The organism is Oscillatoria sp. CS-180, from assembly GCF_028330965.1.
Classification (GTDB): domain Bacteria; phylum Cyanobacteriota; class Cyanobacteriia; order Phormidesmidales; family Phormidesmidaceae; genus Halomicronema.
This window is the reverse complement of the sequence record NZ_JAQMUB010000100.1, coordinates 22,790-49,436: the sequence shown is the minus strand read 5'-3', so window position 1 is coordinate 49,436 and position 26,647 is coordinate 22,790. Positions and strand designations below refer to the sequence as shown.

26 protein-coding genes are annotated in these 26,647 nt (G+C 52.5%); 11 read left to right on the top strand and 15 right to left on the bottom strand.

The window, feature by feature from the left end:
• The first annotated feature begins 79 nt into the window (after positions 1–79).
• From crtB to PN498_RS27240, 4 genes are all read left to right on the top strand, one after another.
• Positions 80–988 carry a cyanoexosortase B gene (gene crtB, locus PN498_RS27255; RefSeq protein ID WP_272066616.1) on the top strand — a complete coding sequence of 303 codons (909 nt, stop codon included), beginning with the start codon at positions 80–82 and terminating at the stop codon, positions 986–988.
• A 127-nt stretch (positions 989–1,115) separates the two neighbouring features.
• Positions 1,116–1,628 carry a DUF411 domain-containing protein gene (locus PN498_RS27250; protein ID WP_272066615.1) on the top strand — a complete coding sequence of 171 codons (513 nt, stop codon included), beginning with the start codon at positions 1,116–1,118 and terminating at the stop codon, positions 1,626–1,628.
• Positions 1,629–1,642: 14 nt separating this feature from the next.
• Entirely contained in the window at positions 1,643–2,485 is an 843-nt protein-coding gene (gene lgt / locus PN498_RS27245; RefSeq protein WP_272066614.1) for a prolipoprotein diacylglyceryl transferase, read from the top strand.
• Positions 2,486–2,534: 49 nt separating this feature from the next.
• Entirely contained in the window at positions 2,535–3,140 is a 606-nt protein-coding gene (locus PN498_RS27240; protein ID WP_272066613.1) for a DUF3105 domain-containing protein, read from the top strand.
• A gap of 12 nt (positions 3,141–3,152) precedes the next feature.
• On the opposite strand, the gene PN498_RS27235 is transcribed toward PN498_RS27240, so the two are convergent.
• Positions 3,153–3,482, bottom strand: a complete 330-nt coding sequence (locus PN498_RS27235) for a DUF6010 family protein (protein WP_272066612.1) — start codon at positions 3,480–3,482, stop codon at positions 3,153–3,155.
• A gap of 284 nt (positions 3,483–3,766) precedes the next feature.
• Between PN498_RS27235 and PN498_RS27230 the strand changes: the two genes are divergently transcribed.
• The 3 genes from PN498_RS27230 to PN498_RS27220 all read left to right on the top strand — a co-directional run bounded on the left by PN498_RS27230 (position 3,767) and on the right by PN498_RS27220 (position 5,298).
• Positions 3,767–4,042: a thioredoxin family protein gene (locus PN498_RS27230; RefSeq protein ID WP_272066611.1), complete on the top strand. Its 276-nt coding sequence runs from the start codon at positions 3,767–3,769 to the stop codon at positions 4,040–4,042.
• A gap of 114 nt (positions 4,043–4,156) precedes the next feature.
• Complete coding sequence (locus tag PN498_RS27225; protein ID WP_334312299.1) at positions 4,157–4,672, top strand: class I SAM-dependent methyltransferase; 516 nt, start codon at positions 4,157–4,159, stop codon at positions 4,670–4,672.
• Between the two features lie 245 nt (positions 4,673–4,917).
• On the top strand, positions 4,918–5,298 hold the full coding sequence (locus tag PN498_RS27220) for a hypothetical protein (protein WP_272066610.1): 381 nt from the start codon (positions 4,918–4,920) through the stop codon (positions 5,296–5,298).
• Here the strand turns inward: PN498_RS27220 and PN498_RS27215 are convergent.
• Positions 5,295–6,392 carry a copper resistance protein B gene (locus PN498_RS27215; protein WP_272066609.1) on the bottom strand — a complete coding sequence of 366 codons (1,098 nt, stop codon included), beginning with the start codon at positions 6,390–6,392 and terminating at the stop codon, positions 5,295–5,297. The two genes, PN498_RS27220 and PN498_RS27215, sit on opposite strands and share 4 nt — an antisense overlap.
• A complete protein-coding gene (locus PN498_RS27210) occupies positions 6,393–8,279 on the bottom strand; it encodes a copper resistance system multicopper oxidase (RefSeq protein ID WP_272066608.1) in 1,887 nt (628 codons plus the stop codon).
• Between the two features lie 513 nt (positions 8,280–8,792).
• Between PN498_RS27210 and PN498_RS27205 the strand changes: the two genes are divergently transcribed.
• From PN498_RS27205 to PN498_RS27190, 4 genes are all read left to right on the top strand, one after another.
• On the top strand, positions 8,793–9,209 hold the full coding sequence (locus tag PN498_RS27205; protein WP_272066607.1) for a hypothetical protein: 417 nt from the start codon (positions 8,793–8,795) through the stop codon (positions 9,207–9,209).
• Between the two features lie 15 nt (positions 9,210–9,224).
• Positions 9,225–9,515 carry a hypothetical protein gene (locus tag PN498_RS27200; RefSeq protein WP_039728190.1) on the top strand — a complete coding sequence of 97 codons (291 nt, stop codon included), beginning with the start codon at positions 9,225–9,227 and terminating at the stop codon, positions 9,513–9,515.
• 184 nt (positions 9,516–9,699) lie between these two features.
• Complete coding sequence (locus PN498_RS27195; RefSeq protein WP_272066606.1) at positions 9,700–11,415, top strand: TolC family protein; 1,716 nt, start codon at positions 9,700–9,702, stop codon at positions 11,413–11,415.
• Between the two features lie 224 nt (positions 11,416–11,639).
• Complete coding sequence (locus PN498_RS27190; protein WP_272066605.1) at positions 11,640–11,900, top strand: hypothetical protein; 261 nt, start codon at positions 11,640–11,642, stop codon at positions 11,898–11,900.
• A gap of 113 nt (positions 11,901–12,013) precedes the next feature.
• On the opposite strand, the gene PN498_RS27185 is transcribed toward PN498_RS27190, so the two are convergent.
• From PN498_RS27185 to PN498_RS27130, 12 genes are all read right to left on the bottom strand, one after another.
• Positions 12,014–12,238: a hypothetical protein gene (locus PN498_RS27185; RefSeq protein WP_272066604.1), complete on the bottom strand. Its 225-nt coding sequence runs from the start codon at positions 12,236–12,238 to the stop codon at positions 12,014–12,016.
• Positions 12,239–12,241: 3 nt separating this feature from the next.
• Entirely contained in the window at positions 12,242–12,874 is a 633-nt protein-coding gene (locus PN498_RS27180; protein ID WP_272066603.1) for a hypothetical protein, read from the bottom strand.
• Positions 12,871–13,323, bottom strand: a complete 453-nt coding sequence (locus tag PN498_RS27175; RefSeq protein WP_272066602.1) for a hypothetical protein — start codon at positions 13,321–13,323, stop codon at positions 12,871–12,873. Before PN498_RS27175 ends, PN498_RS27180 begins: the two co-directional genes overlap by 4 nt.
• A 49-nt stretch (positions 13,324–13,372) precedes the next feature.
• Positions 13,373–15,913 carry a hypothetical protein gene (locus PN498_RS27170; protein ID WP_272066601.1) on the bottom strand — a complete coding sequence of 847 codons (2,541 nt, stop codon included), beginning with the start codon at positions 15,911–15,913 and terminating at the stop codon, positions 13,373–13,375.
• 133 nt (positions 15,914–16,046) lie between these two features.
• The gene (locus PN498_RS27165; RefSeq protein ID WP_272066600.1) at positions 16,047–17,468 is read right to left on the bottom strand and encodes a hypothetical protein; all 1,422 of its coding nucleotides are present in this window, start codon (positions 17,466–17,468) and stop codon (positions 16,047–16,049) included.
• Positions 17,468–19,366 carry a type IV secretory system conjugative DNA transfer family protein gene (locus PN498_RS27160; protein WP_272066599.1) on the bottom strand — a complete coding sequence of 633 codons (1,899 nt, stop codon included), beginning with the start codon at positions 19,364–19,366 and terminating at the stop codon, positions 17,468–17,470. Before PN498_RS27160 ends, PN498_RS27165 begins: the two co-directional genes overlap by 1 nt.
• Positions 19,350–20,846 (bottom strand): hypothetical protein, encoded by a 1,497-nt coding sequence (locus PN498_RS27155; protein ID WP_272066598.1) that lies wholly within the window; start codon positions 20,844–20,846, stop codon positions 19,350–19,352. The genes PN498_RS27160 and PN498_RS27155 overlap by 17 nt, the downstream gene beginning before the upstream one ends.
• Positions 20,847–20,851: 5 nt before the next feature.
• On the bottom strand, positions 20,852–21,724 hold the full coding sequence (locus PN498_RS27150) for a hypothetical protein (RefSeq protein ID WP_272066597.1): 873 nt from the start codon (positions 21,722–21,724) through the stop codon (positions 20,852–20,854).
• A gap of 11 nt (positions 21,725–21,735) precedes the next feature.
• The gene (locus PN498_RS27145; RefSeq protein WP_272066596.1) at positions 21,736–23,436 is read right to left on the bottom strand and encodes a TrbI/VirB10 family protein; all 1,701 of its coding nucleotides are present in this window, start codon (positions 23,434–23,436) and stop codon (positions 21,736–21,738) included.
• Between the two features lie 5 nt (positions 23,437–23,441).
• Positions 23,442–24,179 (bottom strand): hypothetical protein, encoded by a 738-nt coding sequence (locus tag PN498_RS27140; protein ID WP_272066595.1) that lies wholly within the window; start codon positions 24,177–24,179, stop codon positions 23,442–23,444.
• 17 nt (positions 24,180–24,196) lie between these two features.
• Positions 24,197–25,348 carry a hypothetical protein gene (locus tag PN498_RS27135; RefSeq protein ID WP_272066594.1) on the bottom strand — a complete coding sequence of 384 codons (1,152 nt, stop codon included), beginning with the start codon at positions 25,346–25,348 and terminating at the stop codon, positions 24,197–24,199.
• Positions 25,348–26,646 carry a hypothetical protein gene (locus PN498_RS27130; RefSeq protein WP_272066593.1) on the bottom strand — a complete coding sequence of 433 codons (1,299 nt, stop codon included), beginning with the start codon at positions 26,644–26,646 and terminating at the stop codon, positions 25,348–25,350. Before PN498_RS27130 ends, PN498_RS27135 begins: the two co-directional genes overlap by 1 nt.
• Between the last annotated feature and the right edge of the window lies 1 nt (position 26,647).

Genomic DNA, 26,647 nt, shown 5'->3' with positions numbered 1-26,647 from the left:
ACAAATAGCCATGACGATTTTTCACTCCCATTTCATCATTGTCTGTCATGGTGCTTGGTTGAAGTAGTTTTGTCACTCTATGCAAGCGAGTCTAAAGGTTCTTTATCCGGTTAAGCGTCACTCAACGGAGGCCGCGATCGCCCTGCTATTGGCGATGCTCTATGTGCCTCTCATTTGGTACTGGATTGATGGTTGGCTAAATAAATCAGTCAGCATTGAGCATGAGTATTTTTCCTACGCCCTGATCGGGTTTCCCTATGCCGCCTGGATTGCTTGGCAATCTCGACATCAGTGGCGCAATTTACCCAGTAGCGGCAGCTTTTGGGGCATATCGCTATTGGCATTAGCGGCCACGTTCTATCTCAGCCCAGTGCAGAATCTGATCAATCTGTCTTTCCCCCTCATGCTGGGTGCAGTGATTCTCATTCTGAAGGGATTGAGCGGGTTGCGGTTGATGAGATGGCCTTTGCTGTTTGTTTTGCTGGCAACCCCAACTGAGTTGCCTTACCTCATTGCCCCTTACCTGATGCCAGTGCAGCGTCTGAATGCCGCGATCGCGGCCTTTCTGCTGACGCAAATTGGTATGAATGTCAGCGTCGATCAAATCTACATCCTAGTGAATGAGCGCATTGTTGAAGTGGCTCCTTACTGCGCGGGGCTGAAGATGCTGATGACCTGCTTGTATGTTGCTCTAATGATGCTCCATTGGACAGGCAACCTACGTTCTCGACCGAAAGCCTTTTCGCTACTAGCGGGAGCAGCACTCATCAGCGTGGTAGGCAACATCGTTCGCAACACCCTGCTGACGTTCTTTCACGGCACCGGACGCACTGACTGGTTTGAGTGGCTTCATGCGAGTTGGGGGGGAGATGTGTTTTCGGCACTGCTGTTACTTAGCGTAGTTTTGCTGATGAACGGGATTGACCGAGTGGCCAATTCGCTGACGCTCTCTCCAGCAGGTAGCGCAGGGCAAGACAATTTTTTCTAAGAGTAGCCCAAGCAAATAATCATCCGATAAGATATGAGCCCTATGTTGGTCGTTATCAGGGTGCTGGCAGCAGTTGTGTCCTCACCCAAGCGCTAAGCTGTTATACCGAACAGTTGAAAAGGTATTTATGAGCAGTCAATTAGCAACACCCCGTTTTCTAGTCATCGGTTTGATGGTGGGCAGCCTAGCCTTTGCAGGGTGTAGCCTGGCCACGAACAACAGTGCATCTTCTACTCAGCCGACTGGAGCTGAGCAAGTCGCATTTAACCAAGAACTCACAGTCTTTCGCAGTCCCACCTGTGGCTGTTGTGGACTTTGGATTGAGCACATGGAAGCCGCTGGCTTTACCGTCAAAGACAACGTGACGGAAGATATGACGGCGATCAAAGAGCAGTATGGCGTTCCTGCCAATCTGGCCTCTTGCCACACCACGATTGTGGATGGCTATGTCGTTGAAGGCCATATTCCCGCCGAAGACGTGCAGCGGTTGCTGGCTGAAGAACCGGACGTCGCGGGTATCGCCGTTCCCGGAATGCCCATTGGCTCGCCTGGGATGGAATCCGGTGATTACGTTGAACCTTACACGGTATTTTCCTTCACCGAGTCCGGTGAGACTGAGGCTTTTGCAGAGCATTCTTAGACTGACGAGACCTTATGTATCCCCCTGTCGATCCCATCATCTTTCACATCGGCCCCCTTGCCCTGCGGTGGTATGGGGTGCTGATGCTGACGGCTATTCTGGCAGCGACCCTGGTAGCCAGTCGTGAAGTAGCCCGCAAAGGCGAAGACCCGGATAACCTTTGGGACATGCTCTTCTGGATTCTAATTCCAGGCTTTTTAGGAGCGCGACTTTACTATGTGTTTATTCAGTCGCCACGGGGGGAGTCTGGCCTGGGTTACTACCTGCAGAATCCGGGTGAAATTCTCAAAATCTGGGGCGGCGGTATTCATATTTTTGGCGGCTTCATTGCCGGTGGCATTGCGCTCTGGCTGTTTACCCGCATCCGGAAGCTAAACCCACTCCCTTACCTAGACGCGATCGCTCTGGGATTGCCCCTAGCTCAGGCAATTGGGCGCTGGGGTAACTTCATCAACCAGGAACTCTATGGGCCACCGACGACACTACCTTGGGGCTTACAGATTGATCCACAACATCGGATTCCGCCCTATAACGATTTAAGTATTTATCCCGAAAGTGCGCGGTTTCATCCCCTTTTCCTATATGAATCGCTCTGGAATTTTCTCGGATTTGCCATCCTGTTTTGGATTTCGCGACGGTTTCAGAAAGATCTAAAGGAGGGGGATATGGCCCTGCTATATCTAATCTGGTATCCACTCGGTCGCTTTTTTATTGAGTTTCTGCGGACGGATTCGTGGTTCTTTCCTGGCACGCCGTTCAACATGGTACACATCTTGTCTGCGATCGCGGTTATCGGTGCCGCCATCGGTCTCTATCTTCGGCATCGCCCTGATAGAACTCAGGGCTCAAACGCTTGACCCGCGTCAACTTTGACAACGCTTTGAAACTGTCACTCTCGTCCAATCTATGGTTGAACAAACAAATTCTCGCCGTCAATCTCGACGCCGCACCACCCAGCGCTTCAATGTCTGGACTATTACCTTTGGTCCGATTGGCGTTACTGCACTGATGGTCACCGTTATCGCATTCCTGGCATTGCGTAATCGACCCGAGCGGGTTGCCTTTGAACCGAATACTGAAGCGGGAACCGCTGCCCTCGCTGCGGTGCAAACCTTTCCCGATCAAGGACGACAGCATGTGGCTCCCGGCGAAGCCGTAGATTACGACAGCGAGTTTCCGACCTCTGGCCCTCACGACCCGACTCCTGTGATGCCCGGTGTCTATGACGAAGTCCAGCGTCCCGAGCAGCTTGTGCATTCGCTGGAGCATGGCAACATCGTGATCTATTACGACCAGCCCGAAGCAGAAACCATGAAAGCTTTAGAGAGCTGGGCAGATCAGTTTTCGGGGCCTTGGGAAGGGATCGTTGCTGTGCCCAAAGCAGGTTTGGGCCAGGAAATCGTCCTCACTGCCTGGACGAAAAAGCTGGTCATGCCGAAATTTGATCCGCAAGCTGCTGCCACCTTTATTGATGAATATCGGGGGCGAGGCCCAGAAAATCCGGTGCGGTAGCCATCGGTCGGCTCATCCCAAACTGTATTGGAGGGTGATGATGAGTGCGATCGCCCAGTCAAACCCGACGCACAACGGCGGATACCAACGCTGGGTAATCTGCGCACCAACGTGAACGGGATGGTGAAAGAAATCCCAAATCCCGTGCAGAATGTAGCCTGCGATTAGTGCCAAGGGGGATACCCAGAGACCAATGGGAGCTAGAGCGATGCAGGCGATCGCGATCTCTGTCTCCAGCAAAATGCTCCGCCCTCGTTTCTCAGCCAGCGCTGAGCCGACATAGACCGCTCCGATCGCTACAAAGGCCACAGCATATACATCCAATCTCGGTTGAGACGGCACCAATGAAAATGAAGAAGAAAACCTGCCAAACCTGCCAGGGCAACACCAAGAGCGAATGGCATTAGACCCCTCAACCATGAATCTTGCCGGGGATTGTAGGTAGCTGGCCCAGAGGCTTATGAAACTACCTCGCAATCCTGTCTGCTAACAGGTTAGCCTCTATCGTTAGCTGTAGGATCAAAAGTGTAGCTTCAGATGACATTACCAAAGATTTATGAACACCCTCTAGACCCTACAGCAAACCATAGTCCCTAGGCTGAAAGTAAGCTTTCAAAGGTGTCGTAATGGCCCAGCATCTCGTAGAAGTCTTTACTGCTGGTTGCCCCCTCTGTGATAAGACCGTCAAGCTAGTGCGAGACATCGCGAGTGATGACTGTAATGTTCAAATTTGGGACTTGCGGTCAGAGTTTATCACTCAGGAGGGGCGAGAAAAATTAACCCGATATGGCGTCCACCGAGTGCCCGCCGTCGTAATTGACGGGACTTTAGCTGACTGTTGTTACCCTCAACAACCCATTTCTCGCGAAGCCTTGCTTGCAGCGGGTATTAGCCAGCGATAGTGTGCTGTTAGACCTGATTGCTAAATTTTTTCCAGTCAGCACTCTCACCCAATCGTGTAGCTAACTGCACCCATGAGGGATATATCCGACGATCTAAATGATGGCCACTGCTGAATTGTATCTCTCGGGAGGTGTGATATAGCTTTTACCCAGCAGGAAATTCAGGAGATCTATCATCGACGGGCTCGAAATTATGACCTGACGGCTAATCTTTACTATTTGCTTGGTTTTCGAGAATGGGCCTATCGCCAGCAGGCAGTGCAGGCACTGCAGCTTAGCCCTGGCGATACGGTGGTCGAAATTGGCTGCGGTACTGGCTTAAACTTCAGTTTGCTACACGAGGCGGTCGGCGATCGCGGCAAGATTATCGGAGTTGACCTAACGCCTGAAATGCTACAGCAGGCGGCTCGTCGGGTCGAGCAGCATCAATGGTCAAATGTAGAACTTGTGCCGATGGATGCGACGCGATACGAGTATCCCAGCCGAGTCGATGGCGTGCTATCAACCTTTGCTATCACGCTGATTCCAGAGTATGACCAAGTCATTCGACAGAGCGCACAGGCGCTGTCTGAGAACAAGCACTTTGTAATTTTAGACCTGAAGTTTCCAGAAAACGGCCGACCTGGCTAGTGCAGCTCTTTGTGACCATTTCTCGCCCCTTTGGCGTCACTGAGGATTTAGCCGATAGGCATCCCTAGGAATCCATTAGGCATTATCTAACGGAAGTTGACTTTCGAGAACTTTATTTTGGTGGAGTTTATCTCTGCGTTGGCACAGCTATATCAGCCTAGACGCCAATAGCACGGGGCGATTCGCGATCGCCCATGACAGCTGAATTTTCATGATTAAACCGTGAAACCGTAAGGAGAAGCCAAATGATTCAACGCACTCTTGTTGCTTTTGTGCTGTCCCTGATTGGGGGGTTGTGGATGCTGGCCTCGGGCCGCATGATATATGGCGGCTTTGGCCGCATGCCAATGGATGGAAGCTGGGGGATGGGCCACATGACGTGGGGACGAGGCATGATGGGCCAGTTTGGACTGTGGTGGCCCTGGTTTGGTCCGCTGGCAGGGGCTATCGTCATCGTCAGCGAGATCGCCCTTTACTTCCTTCCCAGATATCAGCGATCGCTGGGCACGACGATTCTGATTGTTTCAATTCTGAACCTGTTTTTGGGAATGGGAGGACTGCTTGCCAGTACCCTAGGGATTATTGGCGGCATTGTTGCCCTCACGCCGAAAGCCACGGCTTCCTAGAAGAGCAGCCTAAAACCTCCTAAGACGGCAAAATTGCTGACTTCTTCTTCTTCCTCTCTGGCAAAATCTGCTGTCTCACCAAACTTTTGTGTCCAGTTGATTCCTACATAGGGCGCAAATCTGCGATTGACTTCGTAACGTAGGCGTAAGCCTAACTCAATGTCATTCAGACCTGAACCGACGCCAAACTCTTCTACCCGCTGGATCGCGATATTGGTTTCAAATTCGGGTTGTAGGACAAGTCGCTGGGTCAAAAGTAGCGGATACTCAGCAGCGAACCTAGCCGAAACATCTCCTTCTTGACTGACAAATAAGGCACCCTCTACTTCAAACTGATAGGGTGCTAATCCTTGAATTCCAAGCACTCCAAAAGCCCGCCCAGGACCGCCTTCAGAGCTATACACTTGGTCATATCGAATTCCTGCTTGAAAATCCCAAAAAGGAGCAATTAGCCTGCCGTATAGAAGCTGTAGCTCTGCCTCTCCATCGCCACTGTTTATACCAATATCACCTTCCGCTTTGATCCAAAGTCTTTGATAGTCGCCCCCGATCCAACCAATCCCATTCAAGTTCAACGTATCTTCCCCCTCGTTTAGTCGGTATTCCAACTGATCGATTAAAAAATACGAGAAAATCTGGCTGTCTTCTACAGGTTCAGGCCATTCATCTCTGTTGACTTCCGAAACATTAGATTGTCCTAATGACGGAGGTTGCTGTGAAGCGTTATCGGCTTCCAATAATTGGGCGGCAGAGCTGCTCATGTCGTGAGGCACAGTCGCTACTGCACTTGTACCTGGCTCCTCTGAAACAGCAGGGCTACTCATGTCGTGGTCCATTGGAGCATCACCACTCATGCCACTCATGTCATGAGGCATTAAAGCATCGTCGCTCGTACCACTCATATCGTGGGGTACAGCCGCTGCCGTACTTGCACCTGGCTCCTCTGAAACAGCAGGACTGCCCATGTCGTGGTTCATCGCACTATCGTTGGCACTTTGGGCTTTTACGATTTGAGGCGATAAGCCTACAACACCTGCGAGTCCAATTGATGTTGCTAGAACCAAAAATAATTTTCGTTGAAATATGTTCCGCATCTAGCCTACCTCCGATGGACGGTCAATAACCGCTACGGTGCGGAACATACCAACTTCCATGTGATAAAGCAGATGGCAGTGAAAAGCCCATCTACCAGGAGCGTCGACATTAATCTCTACAGGAAATCTTTCGGCTGGCTTAACGTTGACTGTGTGTTTGCGAGGTTTGTATTGTCCTGCACCATTGTCTACTTCCATCCACATACCGTGTAGGTGAACGGGGTGTTCCATCATGGTGTCATTGACAAAAACCAGCCGCAGGCGTTCGCCATCATAGAAGGTAAGTTCTTTTTCTTCAGAGTATTTTTTACCGTCAAAAGACCACATGTATCGCTCCATGTTGCCGGTGAGGTGCAACTCTATTTCTCGTTCTGGCGATCGCGGGTCATATCCTGGGTTGATGCTGCGCAAGTCGGTATAAACCAAAACACGAGTTCCAGTATTTTCTAGACCGGTTCCTGGTTCATGCATACGACTGCCTACCATCATAGGAGTACCAGAATTTCCCGCACCGTGGCTATCTGGGCCATGAGGAACCATTGAACTGCCGCCTGGACAGGACATGTCGTGGTTCATTGGAGCATCGCCACTCATGCCGCTCATGTCGTGATTCATCGGCGCATCATCACTCATGCCACTCATGTCGTGATTCATCGGCGCATCATCACTCATGCCGCTCATGTCGTGGTTCATCGGCGCATCGCCGCTCATGCCGCTCATGTCGTGATTCATTGGAGCATCGCCGCTCATGCAAGACATATCGTGGTCCATCGCTGGCGCATCGGCACCCATCGAACCATGATCCATCCCCATATCGGCCATCGTCCGTAGTGGCCGTTCGCGTCGTTCTGGCAGAGGGGCTTCTAACCCTGTACGAATAGCTAGAGTGCCGCGAGCATAACCGCTGCGATCCATCGTTTCAGCAAAGATTGTATAAGCCTGTTCGTCTTGGGGCTCCACAATAACGTCGTAGGTTTCGGCTACGGCAATTCTGAATTCATCGACGGCTACGGGTTGTACATTTTGCCCGTCTGCTTGGACAACGGTCATTTTGAGGCCAGGAATGCGCACATCAAAATAGGTCATCGCAGCAGCATTGATAAATCGCAGCCGAACCTTTTCTCCTGGCTGAAACAAGGCTGTCCAGTTGGCATCTGGCTCAATCCCATTCATCAGATAGGTATAGGTCGCGCCAGTGACATCTGCGATATCCGTCGGATCCATACGCATCTGTCTCCATTCCCCGTCCTCAGCCAGGTTGGCTACTGTCCGCCTTTGGTAGTTGTAGTAAGGAGACATGCGTTTCAGATTAGCCAAAACGCTATGGGGATCTTCAAACGTCCAGTCGGAAAGCATCACCACATAATCTTGGTCGTACTCGAAGGGTTCTGGTTCGGCTGGATCGATGATGATTGGCCCGAAGTGCCCTTGTTGTTCCTGTAATCCGCTGTGGCTGTGATACCAATAGGTACCACTCTGGGTGATCGGAAACTGATATGTAAACGTCTGCCCTGGCTTAACGCCAGCAAAACTGACTCCAGGTACACCATCCATCTCAGGCGGCAGGATAATGCCGTGCCAGTGGATGGAAGTATCTCGGTCGAGTTGGTTGGTAACATTAATGGAAATGTTTTGGCCTTCTCGCAGGCGAATCAATGGACCCGGAACGGAACCGTTTATGGTCAGAGCCTTTGCGCTCCGTTCACCCAGTTGAATGGCTGTTTCCTGCACCTGGAGATCGATTACATCAGGATAATTCATACCTTGGCTAGCTTGGCCAAGGGATATCCCCTGCCTTGCATAGGCTGGTAGAAGCGTATGCAACCCAAAACCCAAGCCTGCGCCTGCCGTAAAGCGCAGAAAACTACGTCGATTCAGAAAAGCCATGTGTGTATCGCCTTATGACTTAGTTAAATAAAGGTTTTAGCGCTTCGGGCTTCCGCCTCCAGCGTTCAACTAAGCAGAATATTCTGAAATAGTGAAATCAGAGTGAAATGAGAAAATCTGAGACGCCTGGTTTTTCTCTGAATAGCTGGATTCGTTACAGGCTCTGTTTTCTGCTTGCCTTAGGGATCCTCCAGGCATTTGTCTAGGCCATGCTCAACGGCGTTGTCAGCACGCTCCATAGATAGATCATCTGAACTATTTTCATCGTTAGTGCAAAGGGTATGCAAAAATCTCGGAGGCGCTTGCGTTGGAACCAGCCAGCTAAAAGCCTGTGCAGCTAGTTAAGGCGATAATGCCTAGTGAACAAAATCCAGTTTCTATTTCACCCTGATTTCATCTTCAGATGGCAAACTGCCATTGACAGCGAAATAATCAGTGTTTCGCAATGCTTCGCAATGATGTGTAATCTATTTGTGAAGCTTTCTTTTGTAGAGGTGTAGGAGATTAAGCGGTATGGCTCATTGGACGAAGCAGCATCGTAAGGTTTTGGTAGGGGGAGGAACTGCGATCGCGACTCACCTGCTGTGGGTTGAGAATGCAATAGGCCACGCTGGTCCGCACGACTCTCAAAGCATAGAGCCAGCGGAACCTTCGTCTGAAGGTGATTCAGCTGAAAGTTCCTCTGAGCATACCGATGGCATGACCCATTCCGATGGAACGGTTATGCCATCAGCGGAGATGCCGATGAGCACTGATGCCGATGCATCTCCTGTTGAAGAAGTGCCTGTCACCTCGGAAGAGCCATCTTCTTCATTACTTCAGGCTAACGTGGGTGCCATTGGAATTGGTTTAGGGGAATCATTATTCGCTCTAATTGTTGTTGGGCCATTCCTGCTGCAGTACCTAAAGAAACAGCTACAGTCTTCGTAAACTATTGACTTAGCAATGAACATTAATCGTGCTCGTTTACGTCAGTTACATACTGCGTTAGTGCCCGTGATGGTATTGCCATTACTGCTGACCCTGACGACAGGAGTCCTGTTTCAATTTGCAGTTGCGAGCGATCGCGCCAACGACTTTCTCTGGCTTTTAGAGCTGCATCGAGGCAAATTTGGTCAACTCAATTTGGACTTTATTTACCCTATTCTCAATGCACTGGGACTCTTGACATTGGTTATTAGTGGGTTTCTGATGTGGCTACAATCACCCGTGCGCAAGCGCAAAAAGACTCCTTAAATCTTTCAGGTTCTCTCCTAGGTACGAGAAGATAATTCAAATCCTGGAAAGAGAAATTGACGAGTTCTGAAAATTTTACTCTCCTAGCTTTGCAAATAAGCCTAGATTTTTAGGTGGAAATTTTCGGCTCTTTAGAGTGTCCTCTTCGGCTGTAGTCTTCATCGTCTATCTTTTGAAATTTTGTATGCAGCAAGGTATGTATTTTCAATGGCTAGTTCGCCTTAAGTGGGGCATGGCGATAGCTTTGCCATTCTCAATAATTACGGGATGGAGCATTCCCGCCGAAGCAACCTCTAATTCTCATCAACTTGTCCAGACTTCTTTAGTGCCCGAATCTGCTGAAAAGTTGAAAAAAGCAAATAGTCTTTCTCCTGAAGAAACATTTGCGGCTGTGTCCACATCCGTGAGTCAGGCGATTCCTGCAGAATCTACAGAGCCTTTAGACGCTGGACCTTTTATCCCTTTACCTGGATCTGATGCTAATGGCGATCGGGATGATGGTTCTCAACAGATTTCACCCTCTAATCCCGTCACCAGACCACCTTTAGAACAGGAAAATGGAGCATCTGATTCGCTTCAGCGTCTTGAACCCGAGCCAAACCCACTACTTATTCAAACTCGACCTGAAGAAGTTGAAATTATTGGAATACAGCCCCTTAGTCTTGAGGAAGCCATTGAGCTTGCCTATCGTAATAATCCTGATCTGCAAGTTGCTCTATTAGAGCTAGAGCAAAGTCAAGCAGCCCTCAGAGAAGCTCAGGCAGATTACTTACCTACCTTTGCTGTAAACGGTACCTTACAAGGACAAAACATAACTCAGAGTAGTTCTTCTCTAGTTCCTACGCCTGATGGAGGGGTTACTTTTCAAAGCAATACCTCTGAAGAATTGGGTGTAGCGCTTTCTGCTCAGCTGGATGTAGCCTACAACTTATACTCCTCTGGGAGACGTGCGGCCTCTGTTCGTGCCGCTGAGGAACAAGTTCGACTTAATGGGTTAGAGGTAGAGCGCCGTCAAGAAGAGCTGAGACTTAATACTGCCAACGAGTATTATGACCTCCAAGCTGCCATTGAAACCATCCGCATCAGCCAGGCTTTTCTAGAAGAGGCAGAACGGAACCTCAGAGACACTCGCTTACGCGAAGAAGTCGGAGTCGGAACTCGTTTTGATGTTTTACGCGCGGAGGTACAGGTAGCAAATGCTCGTCAGGATTTGGTCAACTCTGAACGAGCGCGTCAAGTTGCCGAACGAAGTTTGGCGCGTCGCCTCAATGTCCCTCCGTCTCTCAGCATCACAACATTGCCTGTCCAACTTTCTGGAAGTTGGCCTCTCACCTTAGAAGAAAGCATCATCGCTGCCTATCAAAATCGGGTGGAGCTAGAGCAACAGTTGATTCAGCGAGATATCAACGAGCAACTTCGACGGGTCGAACTTGCCGCGTTGGGTCCGCAAGTTGACCTGTTTGCAAATTATCAAGTCAGTGACACCCTCACTCAGGATGGTCGCTTCTCAGATGATTATCAGCTAGGTGTTCGGGCATCTTGGACTCTCTTTGAAGGTGGCGCTGCTCAGGCTAGAGCCCGTCAGCGTGAACTGGATATCGCAATTTCAGGGCAAAATTTTGAGGAAACCCGCAACACTATCAGACTTGCAGTTGAAAGTGCTTATTACACACTGACCTCTAACTTGACCAATATCGATACTGCCACCATCGCCGTTGAGCAGGCTCAAGAAGCCTTAGACTTAGCAATCTTACGGTTTGACGCTGGGGTTGGCACTCAACTAGATATCTTAAACGCTCAATCAGAGCTCACCGATGCCGAAGTCAATTTGGTACAAGCGATCGTTGGTTACAATCGCTCACTAGTCGAGTTAGAGCGTGCTACAAGTGATATTCCGTAACACTACATTGCACTTTGATATTTCGCACTCTGCCTATCAATAAAACCCTGTGGGCTTAAAACATACATTCGTACCACACGAAGTTGCCAAGCCATCACCAAGGTAGTTAGTGGCATGTTTCGAGCGTATTCACACTCATAATCTGTCTCAGCCTTTTGGCTTTATAGACTCGTCATCCAGGGCCATCAGCGTTAATGTAGAAACGCTTTATCAGCACTGACTCTATGTCCCCAATCGTGATCCTCGAAACTGACTACGAAACCATCGATGACGCGATCGCAGCCAAAGACGCCTATGCTGCAGACCTTACCAATCAAGGCATTCCCTTTCAGCAGCAAACTCTCTACCGGGCCACCGATGGCGCTCGCGTCTTCATGATCACGCCTATTGAGCCGGAAGCGGAAGCGGACGAACCCCGTAGAGCATCATCCAAATCGCGCACTCGCCGCACCAGTCCCCAAAGACGGCGTGATCGCACCCAGTAAGTCGATTATCGGTAATGAGCGAATTACTTCCGCTACCCGTCCAGACTCAATTCATGATGCCGCCTGGAACTAACAACGAGTCAGAGATCGCCGTAATCTTAAGCAATTAAAAACTACGACGCATAGTAGTAGCTTTCCATTTCATTCCAAATCGCCTGTAAATCCAGAATTCCGCTGTGGTGGGTAGTGATGTGTTGGGGTTCCTGATGGGCTAAAACAGGCATATGAAACCCCAAACTCTCGCCCAGAACGACTATCAGGCAAACCCCGAAGACTAGCCAGGAAAGCAGCATGGTTGCTGTTCGAGGCTTTTTACGAGTAGGTGATTGGTTTTCCATGGTTCAGAAATCTTCTGTATTGGCAATGACGTTATTAGCTAGTTCAACCACGTCAGCGCGATCGCCGCATTCAATACCCACGTAGTAGCGATAAAGTTCATCGCCGGATGCAGAAGGTTGTTCCCAGTAAACCTTCGCCTCGCTGCACTGGGCCGTAGCGATCCAGGGAACAAAAAACCCTTCAAAACCATTTATTAACTCTACATCCCCCATCGGGTCGTCCGACCGGGGACGATTGGGATCATCTAGGGGCTCATTAAGAAATGAATAAATCGCCTCGACGGGTTCCGTGTCAGCGGTGACGATTTCACCGCCGATTGAACCTCTAGAGCAAGCTCCAGCCCCCTCGCAACCAGACTCGACATCGACCGAGAGCGTATATTGGTTCCCTTCATTGGCAATGTACTCTGAGAGCCAGAATTCAGTCCCCAGCTCTGGGAATTCAGTCGGTAGCAACACGGGTAGATTGGCCTGTTCGATAGTACGTTCATAAGTTGACTTGAGCTGCGGCAGGATAGTTACAGCGCTGACACCGGAACTATCTTTGTTGGCTATGGCAGCAGTAAATAGAACGGCACCTGCCAGTACTAAGCCCCCCAGCGCTCCTGCGATCAACCATCTGACGATACGGCTCATTGTCCTTGCTCCAATACTCGAATAACGCCTTCATAGAGTTGAGAAGCGATCGCCTCTGGCACTCCACAGTTTTCAATCAAACGATATTCAGGAATCAAACTCGCCTCACGACAGATGAACTGCCAGTCTTCACCCTCCTTCAGCAACACCGCAGAGTTGGCGATGTAGTCAGCCGTCACGACGATGAAGCCATATTCTTCACCGCCTAAGACAGTAGAGAAGAACGCATTTTCTTCAATCGTGTCTACATCCCTTGCCGCCGCCTGAACTGCGGCTAATGGAGTTGCGCCAATCGCGACTCCAGGATTGTCGATTAATGGGAAAGGCCCTTCTGAGTACCCCAAGCCTTCTACTTGGGCAACGACAAGAGAGTTCAAGCTGGCAAGCAAAAATATCAAGGTTGCTGAGATCACTATCGTCGTAACAAAACTGATTCTTTGGGGTTTCATTGGTTTCTCCAAAATTTTTAATCGGTTGCAAAGCCATCTAGATTCGAGATCAACCTCCTCCTGCAATCTGGTCATTGATTAGAGGGATCACACGATTTCCCTGCCGACTAACAATCCCCTGAGACTCTAGGAATTGAATCGGGTCATAGGTGCCACCGTAACCAAAGCCACCCTGATTTTGATTATTCGCAGGTTCACGATATTCAACGTGAATCACTCCTGTCTCGGATTCTCCAACGCTAACGATCTGCCCAGGAGCGACCGTATCGCCCAAGCCGACTGTTAACTGAGAGCCTTCAGCAATTCTTTCTACAACGCCAAGCTCAGCATTGTAGATATCGACATAGTGACCGTAACCCCCAGGGTCATGCCCAACCCGTGTGACAACGCCACCAATAAAGCTCTGGAAATCGTCGTCAACTCCCTGCGTGATATCGAAATCCTGTCCCGCATGGGTTCTATCACCAGGTCTGGGAGCGCCGTATTCCTGTGCCGACAACAAGCCTGTCCGATATTCCTTCAGCGGTTGAACAGGTGCCCCAACACTCCCTCTCTGAGTTTCAATGGTCTGACACCGGCTGAGCATCTCGTAATACTGCTCGGCGTGAGCCGCGATTTCACCCGCATGATCCAGGACGTTAACCGTTCGTCGTGCCTGATAGAAATCCTGATGGCCTTCAGAAACGTAATAAGCTAGCCCATGTCCGTGCCCGTTAAACCAGCCTTTCATCATCCCGTTAATCAAGATTTCAGCCGCATTATCGGTTTGCAGAACTAGCGACGGATCGCTAACCGCATCAATGCCTAGCTCATCTCGAACGCGAGCATAGTTGTAGTCATGGGTGAGCTGCACATACCCGCGTCCATGCCATCCACACCCACCGCTATAGCGGCAGGGTTGACCAATCTCTTCAACCGGTCCCCAACCGACTCCTCCAGTTTCCCTACGGACTGTCGCCAAAACGTAAGCTGTCTGTGCCCGGTCTAGACCATGCTTATTTGCCGCCTCAATAATGATTGGGATATTCTTAGATGCCCCTGATTGTTGACTGGATGGGGTGACCGAGAGCAGACCATTTAAGCACTCCTCATCCATCTGCACTTGAGGGGAAAATCCCCCAGCGCCACCATAATAATGACCACCTACATTTCTTGATTGGTATTGCTGCAACTCGGGTGGCACCTCCATCCCGCTAGATGCCCCTCCCTTACCATCTAGCGGCCCAGTTAGGACAAAGCCCTTTTCCTTGGTAGACCAGATCGGAATGGGGCCAATAAAATAAGGCGTACACCCCAGGTCAACAAAGAGCGATCGCTGACAGTAGCGGGTATAAAGAGCAAAATCTCCTGTCCCCCTGGACTCTGTCGTGTCAGTGAGAACGATTTTGAAGACATCGCCAAACGGATGACGCCCTGTTGGTTCCTGCCCGCCATTGATCATCGCTAGGAGACCGCTACCCCCCTCAACCATCTGCTGCCCCTGACCGTTACCGCCAGCGATCCACCGAGCGCCATGCATCGCACCGGGGCCTTCTAGTTCTAGGTAGGCACAACCCCTGTCCTGGGAACATTCCACCCTAAAGCCTTCTTGATCAGAGCCTGTGATTGAAAACTGGGTCGGCGTGACGCGGGACTCCTTATCGCCATAGGTGACATCATGAGTCCCCCCAAAGCCGCCCGTAATCGCCGCAATCGGGTTCGGGAAATCGCCAAATGGAATGGAGTCTAGCCCTGGCACTTCACTCAGTACCAAGTCTTGCCAACCTTCCAGTTCTGCCATTGGCAAGTTTTCGAGGCCGGGGATATCTTCGACACTATATTCGCCCAAGATATCTAGCGATTCTCCAATATTGATGTCACCAAATACGGCTCCTTCCAGTAAATCAGGGGTCGCCAGCAAATCGCCCAGAGTCTCTTGTCCATAGGTGAGCAGTTCAGTTTCGACAAAGCTGACTGGATCGAACGCTTCAAGAGGAACTAAATCAATCGGCACCCCCAAATCTTGAGCAACTTGATTCAGTTGCTCAACGGCCTCGACCTCAAGTTGCGGCAGCACGGCCTCATTGAAAACGTCTTGAATGGGGGCAACTTCATTTAATTGAAAATTTTCAATTCCGATTAAGGACGTTAAAGACCCAATCGATTGCCCCTCAAGCAGCCTTTGATAATCTGAAAGCGATAATTCTGTCGTATTGATGCCGGTTTTGCGCTCCACGTCAGAAATCGTCAACATCTGGGGATAAAAGCTTTGCCCCAAATCCCCTAACTTGATCACATCTGATAGCCGAGCCCCCTCCGACCAATTTCGACCCGTGTTGTAGCCCATCTCCTCGGCAATATCGTCGGGGACGCCATCAATGCTCCCCTGGCTATTGAATCGGATATTGTCAAAGGTCTGAGTCCCGAATGAAGCGTAGTCCGGCAGTTCTTCTGCGAGGTGCTGATAATCACTCACGTCATACTGCGCGATCGCGGTTCTGACTTCGGCAAGCAGGCCCAGGAATGCAAACACGATGGCGACAGCAAACGTAATCGTGAGGCGTAGTAACGTGACGAGAAGCCTTTTATGTGTGGGATGGAGGTGCTTCACAGGAAAACTCGAAATCCATTTCCAGACGCTATAGGGCAGATATCTCTCAGATATCTCCGTGAAGCATCCTTAATGAAGTTGAGTTGCAATTTCCTGCGAAGAAATATGCCAACTCGTAAGCGAATATTGCTAGCTAGCCAATTTCCATGTCGCTTTGGCATGATCGACCGGTTGAAGGGGATTGAGCTGGAGTTGGCGATGGCAGCGCCAAACTTCTGGCCTGTTGCCGTTCTAAGACAGCAGCGCCCTTCGCAAAGATCTCAAGGTCTTGAGATGTTGCGGATGAGATAATTTCGCCTGATTGTCCATCCCGCTCAAAGATTAGCCCTCGACCATCTTTGGCAGTCACGGCTAACCCACCATGACCATCCCTGGAGATGTCGTAGCGGTTACCCAGAATGGTGGCGCTACCCTTTTTGCCGTGGGTCGTCTCCAAACAACAATCGAACATTGTGGCTAATGCTTGCTGCTCTTCCAGTCGCGCCTGCATCCACTGAGCCTGCTCCTCCCTTCGCTCCACCAAATCGACGGTCGCCTCCAGTCCTTCAATGGAAGGACTACGAACGATGTGACCATGACCATCCTTAGTCACAGTCGGCGTGGTGGGCTGGGCCATCCAGATGGCAGGATCATCAGTCGAGACATCACCCTCATTCTGTCCGGCGATCGCTTCAGCCTGAGACAAAGGCACGATTTCGGTCGTCAACTGTTCTCGATCCGCTGGAGGAGGAGGTGTCGTGTCAACAGGCTGTTCAGGTGGCTGTTCAGGTGCCGAGTTGCGAGAACGCTCTTGAGTGGGTGCGCGATCGGCATGAGGAGAAGGCGTGGAATCACCGGAATTTGCCTGCTCCTGAGTCGCTTCGGGGCTGGCATCTGGCACCTCACGGTCAACTCTGCCAACTGCTGTATGCAGGGGCGAGGCATCGACATCAACCACGGCTCCATCATTTCGCTCCATCTCACTCTGCTGATGATTCGAGATCAAGTCGTTTGCGGCTTGCAGGTCAAAGTCAGGATGCACGCAGCGTTCTTCTGGTCCTTGGTAAAAGACGCGATCGCCCGCTACTTGAATCTCCACATCAGGGTCAGTGGTCAGGGATTGATTATTGATCGCCCGTTGCACCACATCGAGGTGAGCGAGCTGCTGAATATCGTTGGCAATGCGGTCAGAGTCCGTTTCGATCTGCTCATCGCCCACGCTCAAGCGGATTGCCGCAGGGGCGTTCTCAGGTCGATAGGCGGTATGCTGCGTTGCGTCGGGCGGAGTTGTGCCCCCGGCTGGCGGCAACTCATGGGCGTCGTAGGATGGCGGATCACCAGGGCCACCTGAAAGTGGCCTGGGATGCCCTAAATCTTGGATATCCGGCCTAACTTCAACCGCTATCGGTTCGAGCGGAACGACTTCATCTGGCTCAGCGGCCTCCTGCTGCTGCTGCCTGAAATAGAGCAGCGCTGCGGCTCCAACCAACCAACCCATCGCATTGCGAGTTGATTGCTCCGCCTTGTCCGCCTCTTGCGTTGTGACGCCCGTAGCATCGTCAATGTCAGTTTTCATCAGAAAACCTCGCTGAATTCGAGTAGAGCGCCAGGATTAATCACCTTTGCCGCCGCTGCCGGAGTCGGCTGCAAGACCGGCACCAGCGCATCAAAGCGGGAATGATGGGGGTCCGGTTCGCCATCTTCATCCATCGGTAACGGCAGTAGCTCCTCGACCATCGCCTGACAGATGGTCATCTGTTGATTCGCTTTGGCCGAATCACGCAGCTTTTGAGGCGAACGGTGGATCAGCTTAACTCGCAACTTATCCCAAGTGGCTTTACTCCAGTCCTCTTCTCCCACGTCGGCTTTAGGGACCTTGATCATCGAGATGAGGGGGATAGAAGTTTCATCTTTGCGAACAAATCCCGGCGAGATTAGCACACACTTTCCGGTGGGTAATCGGTTGAACTGCGCCGACTCCACAATGGGGCGCTTCTGCAATTGCTCACTGACGGAACGGGATGCGCCCCCCTTGCCGCCAGAATTGCGCGACTTTTGCTTGATTTTCACCTCCTCATCTCCTAGATAGTCGCTAAACATCCGCGCACTATCGGCATCCTGGGGATTGAAAATCGCTTTAGTTGCACAACCCCCTAAAATCGACCTGGCAATATCCCGCTTATAGGCATCCTCAAGCTGGGTGATGTTTTGAAAGCCAATCATCGTGCAGAGGCCATCCGAACGGTTTTCGTTGAGCCACTGGGTTAGGTAGGGCAGATACAGCGTTGGCAATTCGTCGATCGCTAGCAGCAACGGGTCTTTTCTTTTCTGGGTGACGTTCATCGTCACCATCATGTGCAGCACGGTCGCGACCAGGGGCGCAACGGCTTCACGGCGACGGCGATCCATTCCCAAGATGACCAGTTGCCGACCCTTCAGTTCGATGGGCAGCGTGGTTTTCCCGCAGAACGTGGAAATGAGTTCTGGGGCCATGAAACGGGAGAAGACTTTACCCGTTGTACCCAGCACGCCTGCCACTGTTTTCTCAGAGTCTTTGAGCTGCATCAACTGGGAGAAGGCGTAATAAACCCAGTGGGAAATCTGCCACTGGTTGGGCAACTGCCCTAAATCTCCCAAGCGCTTCGCCTCTAGGATGCGATCCGGCAAGTTGTTCAACCCTAGAGCAGCGCTTGCCGCCATCAAGTCCGACACAGGCATCCCTTTCGCCAGCATCAAAATCGCTTGGGTCAACTGGTCACCCGCATCCGCAAAGAACTTATCTTCAGAGCTATTGGAGCTGCGGGCAAAATTGCGATTCATGACGGTGGCGATCTGTCGTGCCATCAGCGCATCGTCCTGATCCGTCATGAAGTCGAGAGGATTACACACCTCTGATTCGGGAAAACCAGGGGCAAACACCCGCACGTCATAACCCCGCTTCGCCGCATAAGCAGAGATACATTCCGCTTGAGACGGATATTTGAAGTCGTAGACCAGCGCCGGGAACCCTTCATCTAAAGCTGAGCGAATCACAGGATTGATAATCGAGAACGTCTTACCAGAACCTGGCCCCCCGGCAACCGCAATCCCTCTTTGAGCATCGGCCAAAAAGAGCGATTTTTTAGCACCCGTAATGTTGCCTGCCTGATTGCGATTGAGGGAACCCACATAGAGAGCGACCGAGTCCGGCTCTCTCGCCCGGAGTTGCTTGAGGGCCTGTCTCCGCGCCTTGGCTTTCTCCTTGCCACCGCTGAGAGACCCCCGCGCGATTTTGCCCGACTTCCCCCCTCCGCCCATCACCTTTAGGCCGATCAGCCCCAGTGCAGCCGCTAGTAAAATCAGGCCGCTGCGCCCCATCAGGGGTTGCAGCGCTGGCCCTAAGCTATCGCCTAGCCCCTGAAGACTCGGCACACTTTCAATAGCCCGGTTAGTAGCTTGAGCCGTCAGCCCAAACTCCTCATGACTTTTCTGCATCTGACGGCTCCGTAGAAGGTTCAGATTTTTCAGTCAGGCGGCGGGTATGGCGATAAATTTGAGTTGCCATTATCCACCGGAATGTGAGCACAAAGAACTGCACGGGATCGCCTTTCCAGGCCCACCACAGCACTCCGCCTAGTAGCGTGAAAATCATCGCCACAGTCCCAATCGGGCCTTTGTGCTCAGCGGCAACCTCGACTACGACATCGAAAAATTCAGCGACTGGCTCCGAAGGAACGGATTCATGAGGAGTGACGGCTGGAGCTGACGGCAGAGGCGTAACAGGAAAGGCGTACTCTCCTAAGAAAATTGTTTCGCCAGGGCGATAGGTCTGCAACGGAATGGGGCCAATGCCATAACCGGAACAATCCAGTTGCCCTGATTGCCTGCATGTCCGAAAGTACATCGACACCTGCACCCCTTCCGGGGTAATCGACTCAGGTACTACCTTGAAAACTGGCCCAAACGGCAAGGCACCCTTGAGTTCTTGCCCTTCGTTGATTTGCGATCGCGCCTGTAAACCAGCATTCGCAACGGCTTCCTCTTCACCTATCACCCACTCGACAGGTTCAAAAGCCGTCCGGGGCGTCAGCGTCAGCGCATAAGTTTTTTCAGCATCGCCAGCATCAGTCAGTGGTTGAATGCTTGCAACGGCAATTTCCCCATCCGTCTGCGGCGACTGGGGAAACAACCACCAGCTCATCACGGGCAGCATTGGCACTTCACTGATCGCGGCCTCTTGCCAATGAGCAAATGACTGGAGCGGCACTCGCTCAATTCCTGGCAAATCCCCCACCTGATAGTCTTCCAAGATGAGCTGACTGAGCTTGACCTCGCCAAAGTCAGGATAGGCCAATAGCAGGGTTTCCAAGGTCTCCGTTTCAAAGCGAATAGTGGGATGAACGCTCCTCACCAAGTCTTGAACCAGCGGCAACTTTTCGACGGGCACCTCTAGCAAAGAGGGAACGGCGGCGACCAAACTAGCGATCGTCTGACGCTCCAGCAGTTCAAACTCATTAAGACTGATTAGATAAATAGGACTCTTTCTCCCCAGTTCGGCGGGCATCCCCATTGCTTCGGCAATCGAAGCAATGGTCAGCAAATGCAAGTCCAGCGATCCTTGAAAGTCGCCAAGGGTCATCACATCGGCAAGGCGATCGCCCTGCGACCACGCCACATCGCCCCACCGCCCATCAGCCGGAAAGGGCGGGAACGCATCAAAAGAAACCACTTGCCAGTCCGGGATGGCGGCAGTACGCCCATCAATATGTAGCGTTCCCATCGGCAGACGCTGACTCAGATTCGGTACGGGGGTTTGGAAGGTGGCACCAGGCGTTCCTGAAGTCTCTAGCGTTTCAGGTACCGCCTCCGAGGTAGGAGGTTGCTCATGTTGCGCCCAGGAGGAGCCAGGGGAACCGGGACATGCATTGAAGCACAGACCAATGATTAGAGCTTGCAGCAGTGTTGCCCCTTTCATCTTCATCACTCCCCCCCCAGCGTGGACATTCGACGCAGCGTTTCGATTAATGCCCCAGAATCTATCGTCTCCGTAGGTGTCACCGCCTCCTTCACAGCAGCATCCTCATCCGTCGCCTCAATCTCGCCATCCACATCTGAAGGTTCCTCTTCTTCTATAAATCGAGACCTCTCTCCCGCCGCAGCGGCGTCCAGGCCAATTTGAGCCACTTCCTGAACCACCGCCAGATCCACGCCAGCGGACTGCGCGGCGACTGCCGGGGACGAGCCACTTTGCACCAGGCCCATAAAAGCTTTCAGTCGTTCATGCATGGGGCCATCCCCCGCAATCGTGCCATCCAGAATGAGTTGTGTGATGCCTGCTCGAAACGTCTCCAGATCAACGCCTCCATCAGCCGAGTTGGTTAGCAGCGTATCGATCTGCGGCGAAACGGCTTGGGGCGTCAGGGAAATCGTCGCGTACTCTGGTTGATGGTCGCCATAGGTGACGCGAAATTGATAGAGATGACGCTGCCCGGTGGCATCCACTGTCGCCACGCTTAGCAGCGTGACTCCCGTCGAGGGCAGTCCTTCAAAGTCGATCGAAGCGATTTTTCGCAGATGAATGATCTGAGCGTTCGCGTTCTCGATCGGGGTATCGGTATCGAGTTGCACCCGGCTGGGGTCATCCAACCAGGCCCGGTAGATATACTGCCCAGTGCTCGTAAAGTCCAGGTTGGTGCCAGAACCAGGCCACACCTGAATACTGACCGCACCGGATTCAGCCTGCTGCAAAGTGTACTGATCTCGAAGCTGAGCCATCCCCGGCATGGTAGAAGCAACGGCCACCACCAGAGAGATGCCGCCAGCGAGCAGACATTGGGTAGATTTTCTCAGCATGGCTATTTCCTCTAATCCGTTCGAAACGTGAACTCTTCAGCGACAAAGAGTGTGACCGGGGCATCGCTGCCGTGGAACCAGATGCGGGGTTGATTCTCGTAGTCATCAATGCGGTTTTCGACGCGGTCTTGCTCGATGGGGAGTATGGCACCTGCTGCCCCTTCCAGCAGTCCCGCCAGGATATTGACGGCTCCGTTCTCAACCGTCGAGACACTGCTGCCGATGCCGATAGCAGTCGTTTGAGAGTCAGGGCGATTGAGCAATGCGCCCACATTCCCCAGTGCGCCAAGGGCCGCCAACTGAATTTGCGCCGCCCGGATCTCGCCCGTGTTCTGGATTTCACGGGCAACCAAGGGCTGGCCCTCGCTTCCCGCAATCACCAGATTTTGATTTGGAATGGACATCACCTGCTGTCGCCCATCTTTGGTGATCACGACATCAGTAACGTGGAGTTGCAATAAGCCACTCCCGGCAATCACATTCACCTCAGCTACCAGCAGCGTTCCCACCTCTAAAGCCACCTCGCCCCGACTGCCATACAGCGGCTCCGATAGCTTCAGAGCAGTACGCTGAGACTGTTGCTCATTGGCTAAGTCTTGCGCCCAGTAGATGGGCGTTTCTAGGACAGCCTGGGCATACGTCCCCGATTGCACTGTGACCAGCGTGTGACCCAAAATCGCGGCGGCTTCTTCGGCATAGGTCGTATCGGCTTGCTTCGGGGCCAACCCTGACACCGCCACCCCTGTTTCAGGCGCACCATCACTAAAGGCGGGGACAGCTTCAGTCGTTTCAACCTGGGGCGTGGCGATCGCTGATGGCGAAGCCACCGGAGACGCGATTGGGGCTGCCGCGATGGTATTGGCGGGCAAGGCACTGCCGCTGCCATAGCTCCCGTAACGGCTAAGCATCGCCAGTTGCTCTTGAGGTGGAATCTGTTCTATTGACGCGGGACGCGGCAAGGACGCAGGCGGGGGTGCAGGGATAGAACGCAGTGCGGGAGGTGGCGCGGGACGTGGCGCAGTTGCAGGGGCCGAGCGCGGCGTGACTGACTGGGGACTTGTCACTCTGGTTTGGGGATTTTCATTAGCTTGGGCCGCTTCCTGTAACTGTCGCCGTTGCTCCAGTTGATTCCTGAGCGCCAACAAGTCCGCTGCGCTAACCTCGGAACCTTCTTCGGCCTGGATTTCCATCGCTAGCTGCTGGTTGCCCAGAGCATTTTGAGTCTTAAGCTCGCCAATCTGCTCTCCCTGGCTCCGCAGAGCACTTTGTATCGGGTCTTCTGGAGGTTCCTCTTCGACTCGCCGTGCGGTTTGAGGGGTCGCCAGGTCTCGCCGACCGGCGGTTTGGATGGTATTGACAACCAACCCGACGACCGTTAAACAGCCTCCGGCCACTAAAGCCACAAATGCCAGCTTCATCAGCGGATTAGACCAGAGCGGCGTTTTCGTCTTACCATCCTCACCAGTGCGGCTATCGGCGACCTCTGCCTCATCCGCCTCAACATCGACGGCCTCTGCCTCATCCGCCCCAACACCGCTAAGGGATGAGGCTCGTGCATTGGCGTTAGAGTCTGACTCTAATCCCATCCATCCAGCCATTTCTTCGGTCGTGGTTGCTGTGGGCGTGGTTGTTGTACTGGCAGCTCCCACATCTCCAGGGTCTAGCAGCTCAAAGTTCGGAGCGTTATCGCCGTTGTTAGAAGGATGTGCCATGACTCCTACTCCTTGATGAGTTCATTCATTTCGGTGATTTCTAAGCCCGCACCGCGAACCTGATAGACCGCCTGCTGAATCGGTGAGGCATCTTCAGGCAATGGATCAGATGGGGGGTCAACCGCCCTCAGAAAAACTTCTTTGTTGAACGGAATCGCTCGGCCTCTGGGAGTTTGCGGGTCAAAAATGATCAGGTTGCCGACCACCTCGACCACCCATTCCCCGTCGTCAACTTTCAACGGATCCGATAGCGTCGTCAGATTAAAGACACTCTGGGCATTCCCGGTAAAGATGTCAGGCGGAGTCATTTCAGCGACCGCCTCCAGGAATGGCCCCCGGAAGTCCTCCGAAAACGCAAAACTGGCCTGCCAGCTCTTGGTTGTTGCCCTGCCCCCGCCGACATCCACCCCCTGATCGGTTGTGGTCTGCATGACTCCTGCCGCATCCGGCACTTGAGTAATCGCATTCCAGGTGAACATCATGGACAACGCATTCCGGGTAAAGAGCCGAATGGTTTCCGGCGAGCGCTCTAGATGATCAATCGGCTCTGTCAGCACCGAACGGCCATCGACGAGTTGGACCAGGCGGGTCTCTGGACGGCTCGCCACCCGAAAGGTACCGACCGCTAGCGACAACAGCAGCAACAGGTTGATAGCGCTAAAGGCCAGCGAAATCACTACAAACAAAGGCAACAGATTATCGCTGGCGAATAATCCTCGTTTTTTGGGATGAAGTAGTGTCATGACATTCAACCTTAAAATCAACGACTAGAGGGCTGAGTGGGAGGGACATAGGAAGCACGAGAAGCGTAGGAGACCAGCAGCGTCACTGCCCCAGCACTGCCGGACAACATAATGTTGAAAATCGCCAACCCGCCGCCGCTGGCAAGCCCGATCGCCAAGGCCGGAGCCAATAGTGAAATCACCACCAGAAAGCCGTTGGTATCGAAGGTGTCAGCGTTCATGATGACCACCGCCGCGAAACCGACGATGATGTTGTACATAATCTGCACAAACCCCAGGCTGAAAAAGCCCGTGAGCCAGGCAAATATCGGCTTACCGCCAAAGGGCAGTAGCGATGCAGCGAGCGCGATCGGCCCCATTAACCCGGTCAGGAGCATCGAAATCTGGATGAGATTGACGAAGCCCCACTGAAACGCCATCAAAAAGGCGTGAATGATGGCGCGAGTCTGAGAGCCCACGAAGCCCCCAAAGAATCCCGGCAAGACCTGCCCGACCGCTCCACCAGAGGTGTTGTAGGCTTCCAGCGCTCCCTCAATACCTGAGCGCATTTGATCGAAATACGGGATGGCACCCGCGACGTTCCCCGCCGCATTCACTATCCAGTGATTCTGAAACGCTTCCATCGTCGCTTCAATTTGCTGATAGGCGGATTCCAGGCATTCAATCTGACTATCACCCACCAACGCCTGACACTGCTGAATTTGAGCGCTCGTCTCTACCCCAATCACCCCTTTTGCCAAAGCACCCCGGATGGCTTCTTCCAGATTTATGTTGAGTGCTGTCACCTGCAAGACTTCAGAGGCCGTGTCGTTTAGCACTCCTCGCAAGGCACGGGTTCCGCCTGCTAGGAGCTGACCGTTATTGCTTAGAAACAACACCACAATCAGCGGCCAGATCAGCATCCGCAGGGGCTCAGCATAATCCCCTTCATGCACGGCAGCATAAATAAATCGCAGCATAAAAAGTACCAGTGCCCCGACCGCAAACAGTCGCGCCAGAGCGACAATCTGCCCGTACAGAGAAAATCCGCCAACCGATGCGACATCCGTAAAGACCTGCTGCCACTGCAGGTCGTAAATCGCGTTAATGTCATCCGACATGGTGAGACCCTGTTCCAGCATGGCCGCAGAGCCTTCAACCGCCAGAACAGGCAACAAGAATAGGTGCATCACTCCGCTCCCTTAAACAACACCAGCGTCGAGGAACTCTGAATCACCTCAGCGGCGGCAGCCATCGGCTCGGTTTGTTGACGCCGACTGAGAGCTGCCAGATCCTCAGCCGCTTCAGCTTGAACCACTGCATCCGCTGCAAACTGTTGCCGGAGCTGGATCGTCTGCCCGTACTCAGCCACTTGCAGGCTCGACTGCTGAGCCGCCATTGCTGACAGATTTTTCATCACGTCTTGGGTGACATCGAGGTCTTGCGCCTCAGTCGCCAGGTCCACGATGTCCGTTAGCGTTTCGTCCGTGGCTTCTACTTCTTCAACAATCGCCAGTTGCCCTGCCTCACTCAGCAAAGTATTCGAGAAGCCGACTGATGCCGCTCTAGAGACCTCTTTGCCAATCGTTTCCGATAAGGCAACTGGGTTGACATTGAAGCGATCCGCTCGCTGGCTCGTCCCCCCCGGCGAGCCATTTTCGACGCCGCCCATCACCGTATCAAAGACGGATAACTGAGACGCCAACACATCCGGCACACCTAATGCACCGGTAACAATATGAGGGGCTGAACCAAATGCACCGACCACATTGCTAATCAGCGCCCCTGACGCCTCTCCTGCCAGGGTGTTCCAAGAGGCTAAAGATTCGCCGAGGGCAGGAATCTTGATATCGATTTCAGCAGAATAACCACCGCCACCGCCCAAGAGGTCGTCTAAACCACCGAGGCCCAAGTCCCCCAGGCCCCCTAAAGCTCCCTCCAAATCACCCCAGCCACCATCCGTTAGGATGCTCCCCAAGTCGCCGCCCAAGATATCTTCCAGGCCACCACCACCCAGCACATCCTCCAAGATGGAACCCGCCAGCACATCCCCCAGGACAGCATCGAGATCACCCTTCAAAATTCCGCCACCGAGGATGTCTCCCAAAATCGACTCACCACCCCAGTCACCACTGCCGAGGACATCGTTCAAAATTCCATCAATGAGGTCATCGCTACCGAGAATACTCCCCAGGTCACCACCGCCAAGAATGCTTGCAAGATCGCCGCCCAAAAGGCCCTCAAGTTGGTCATTCAAGATGGAGTCTAAATCACCATTGAGGATGGAGGTACCTTGCCCCCAGGTGCCGCCCGTAGTGGTCACAGATGGGGCGGGCAAGCTACCTGGCGCTTGAATGGTGCCATCCGGGGCAACGACTGGAGCATCCCCTGGAGCAACCAAGGTTTGCGCTCCAGCGACAGGCGCAGTGGCAACCCCGATCATGAGCGCCATTGGTAACGTGACTGCAATCCAAGGTTGAGTTTTCATC

Bases quoted from the DNA above. Each gene is read 5' to 3' on its own strand.
- crtB (WP_272066616.1), top strand. From the start codon at position 80: ATGCAAGCGAGTCTAAAGGTTCTTTATCCGGTTAAGCGTCACTCAACG.
- PN498_RS27250 (WP_272066615.1), top strand. From the start codon at position 1,116: ATGAGCAGTCAATTAGCAACACCCCGTTTTCTAGTCATCGGTTTGATG.
- lgt (WP_272066614.1), top strand. From the start codon at position 1,643: ATGTATCCCCCTGTCGATCCCATCATCTTTCACATCGGCCCCCTTGCC.
- PN498_RS27240 (WP_272066613.1), top strand. From the start codon at position 2,535: ATGGTTGAACAAACAAATTCTCGCCGTCAATCTCGACGCCGCACCACC.
- PN498_RS27230 (WP_272066611.1), top strand. From the start codon at position 3,767: ATGGCCCAGCATCTCGTAGAAGTCTTTACTGCTGGTTGCCCCCTCTGT.
- PN498_RS27220 (WP_272066610.1), top strand. From the start codon at position 4,918: ATGATTCAACGCACTCTTGTTGCTTTTGTGCTGTCCCTGATTGGGGGG.
- PN498_RS27215 (WP_272066609.1), bottom strand. From the start codon at position 6,392: ATGCGGAACATATTTCAACGAAAATTATTTTTGGTTCTAGCAACATCA.
- PN498_RS27210 (WP_272066608.1), bottom strand. From the start codon at position 8,279: ATGGCTTTTCTGAATCGACGTAGTTTTCTGCGCTTTACGGCAGGCGCA.
- PN498_RS27205 (WP_272066607.1), top strand. From the start codon at position 8,793: ATGGCTCATTGGACGAAGCAGCATCGTAAGGTTTTGGTAGGGGGAGGA.
- PN498_RS27200 (WP_039728190.1), top strand. From the start codon at position 9,225: ATGAACATTAATCGTGCTCGTTTACGTCAGTTACATACTGCGTTAGTG.
- PN498_RS27195 (WP_272066606.1), top strand. From the start codon at position 9,700: ATGCAGCAAGGTATGTATTTTCAATGGCTAGTTCGCCTTAAGTGGGGC.
- PN498_RS27190 (WP_272066605.1), top strand. From the start codon at position 11,640: ATGTCCCCAATCGTGATCCTCGAAACTGACTACGAAACCATCGATGAC.
- PN498_RS27185 (WP_272066604.1), bottom strand. From the start codon at position 12,238: ATGGAAAACCAATCACCTACTCGTAAAAAGCCTCGAACAGCAACCATG.
- PN498_RS27180 (WP_272066603.1), bottom strand. From the start codon at position 12,874: ATGAGCCGTATCGTCAGATGGTTGATCGCAGGAGCGCTGGGGGGCTTA.
- PN498_RS27175 (WP_272066602.1), bottom strand. From the start codon at position 13,323: ATGAAACCCCAAAGAATCAGTTTTGTTACGACGATAGTGATCTCAGCA.
- PN498_RS27165 (WP_272066600.1), bottom strand. From the start codon at position 17,468: ATGAAAACTGACATTGACGATGCTACGGGCGTCACAACGCAAGAGGCG.
- PN498_RS27160 (WP_272066599.1), bottom strand. From the start codon at position 19,366: ATGCAGAAAAGTCATGAGGAGTTTGGGCTGACGGCTCAAGCTACTAAC.
- PN498_RS27155 (WP_272066598.1), bottom strand. From the start codon at position 20,846: ATGAAAGGGGCAACACTGCTGCAAGCTCTAATCATTGGTCTGTGCTTC.
- PN498_RS27150 (WP_272066597.1), bottom strand. From the start codon at position 21,724: ATGCTGAGAAAATCTACCCAATGTCTGCTCGCTGGCGGCATCTCTCTG.
- PN498_RS27145 (WP_272066596.1), bottom strand. From the start codon at position 23,436: ATGGCACATCCTTCTAACAACGGCGATAACGCTCCGAACTTTGAGCTG.
- PN498_RS27140 (WP_272066595.1), bottom strand. From the start codon at position 24,179: ATGACACTACTTCATCCCAAAAAACGAGGATTATTCGCCAGCGATAAT.
- PN498_RS27135 (WP_272066594.1), bottom strand. From the start codon at position 25,348: ATGCACCTATTCTTGTTGCCTGTTCTGGCGGTTGAAGGCTCTGCGGCC.
- PN498_RS27130 (WP_272066593.1), bottom strand. From the start codon at position 26,646: ATGAAAACTCAACCTTGGATTGCAGTCACGTTACCAATGGCGCTCATG.